The following is a 1,804-nucleotide window of genomic DNA, read 5'->3' as shown; positions in this document are numbered from 1 at the left end:
CCCGAGCATCACTGTTCGGGCTTTTTTTATGATTTTTCACGTTCCACGCCTATTCTTTGATCAATGTTCCACAACTTTGTTCATATCAGTTAAACAATCGTGGTTAATCATAGGGTCTAAAAAAACGGCTCCAAAAGCCTCTTTTTTCCGGTTCCTGTTCAATGTGCTCCGGTACTGGAATCCGCTTATTTTCAGTCTGCCCCGGCGTAGTCAATACATCATGTTTTGGCTCAGATTCTGGCCGAGGATTAGTTACTATATCTTGGCTAGGTTTCTGATCGGTAAACGTAGTCATATTAGTCTTTGGGGCTTCTAGCAGTCGTTGTATTGCTTCTATTTGATTGTCTTTTGCTTCTAGCTGTTCTCTTTGGAAAACTTCTCGCTCATGTGCAAGTTCTAGCTGTTTTTTAAGTATGTCTACTTGCTGTTTTAGCATGTCTACTTCTGTATCTTTTTGTACCGTAGTAGACTGTAACGTAGTTACATTATTATTTTTATTAGATGGTTCGCCAAATACTCGTATGGCTTCAGATAAATCTATTTTCCCATCACTATTTTTTGATAAATCTCCTTTATTTATACGCTTATAAATACTTTGTCGATTCATCCCATAAAGTTGTGATAACTCAATAACAGATAGTGCTTTCATCATGTAACCCAAGTAAAAATCTGTATGCTTGTAGACAATAATTAAAAAACAGCTAGAACTTGCATCAGTAGTTTAACGATAGCCAACTTTTTCAAGATAAGGATGTAATTCTTGAAACTTAGCAGGATCTTGAAGCATTTCAGCAATTCTTATTGCAAACTGTTGATAGCTTTCAGTGCCCTGAGAGTATTTCCCCATTTCAGGTAATTCTGAAAGCTTGTTAGCAAATAGGTGACGTTGAGCATCTGTTATTCTGGAAAAAATATCTAATGTATTGGGATCTTTCTTGCGTTCTATTACTTTGTTCGGATTTCTTTTTTGTTTGAAGCTAAAAGAGAACCCAGAAATAGAGCGACCTTCTTTATGCTGTTCAACTTTAACGATGATATCTGTATGTTCATTTATCTGTTTGACTGCTGATTCAAGTACACGTCGTTTAAATGTATCTAGTCTTGGGTAATCATCTGAAGTTAAGCCAAGCTTCGAACGAAAGTCAGAAACTTCAAATATAGGAGTCTTACCGACTTCACGCCATGCTATAAGCAACTCATAGAGTCGGATGGCATATTTTCCTGTTAATTGGGTAACTTGTTTTAACTGATAACTCGTAAATTGTTTTTCTAAACGTGTAATTAAGGGTACTACATCCATTGTAAAAGTAACCTCTAAGGTTGCAGCATCATCAATATAAGAAATATTTTGAACCCATCGAGAAATTACTTTCTTTGATTTTCCTGTTTTTTCATCAATTGTTTGATAGCTAAACTGTCTACCAAAAAGGTTAGTAACTGCTGTTTTTAGGGCTTTGTAGGCGGCATGCTTATTAACATTAAATCTGCTCATATAGTCACTGGCATGGATCCGTAGCCTAGTGTTTGCATCAATCCCTGTTCTTGTTTCTCTTGCTTGTAAGATAGCCAGTAGAATTAACCGTTGTTCTACGGTATCTAAATTATAACTCGCATTAATTAAAGCGTTATCTTTTACTATTAATTCACTGGTAGGCATTTGCTACACCTTTATTATACGTGGTGTTATTACACCATCATTAATCAGTGGTGTAAATAGGTGACTTTTTGGTGTTGTATAGGTGACTTTTTGGTGTTGTATAGGTGACTTTTTGGTGTTGTATAGGTGACTTTTTGGTGTTGTATA

2 protein-coding genes are annotated in these 1,804 nt (G+C 35.9%); both read right to left on the bottom strand.

All coding sequences use genetic code 11. The annotated features are described in order from the left end of the window. Nucleotides 1–103 precede the first annotated feature (103 nt). Entirely contained in the window at nucleotides 104–649 is a 546-nt protein-coding gene (locus J582_RS24945; RefSeq protein WP_025466892.1) for a plasmid replication DNA-binding protein, read from the bottom strand. Between the two features lie 72 nt (nucleotides 650–721). Continuing rightward, on the bottom strand, nucleotides 722–1,657 hold the full coding sequence (repM, locus tag J582_RS24940; protein WP_006582659.1) for a replication initiation protein RepM: 936 nt from the start codon (nucleotides 1,655–1,657) through the stop codon (nucleotides 722–724). Nucleotides 1,658–1,804 lie beyond the last annotated feature (147 nt).

This window comes from Acinetobacter sp. 1566109 (assembly GCF_000582255.1).
In the GTDB taxonomy this organism is placed as follows: Bacteria; Pseudomonadota; Gammaproteobacteria; order Pseudomonadales; family Moraxellaceae; genus Acinetobacter; species Acinetobacter nosocomialis.
Note: the sequence above shows the minus strand (reverse complement) of the source record. Positions and strands in the feature narration are given on the sequence as shown.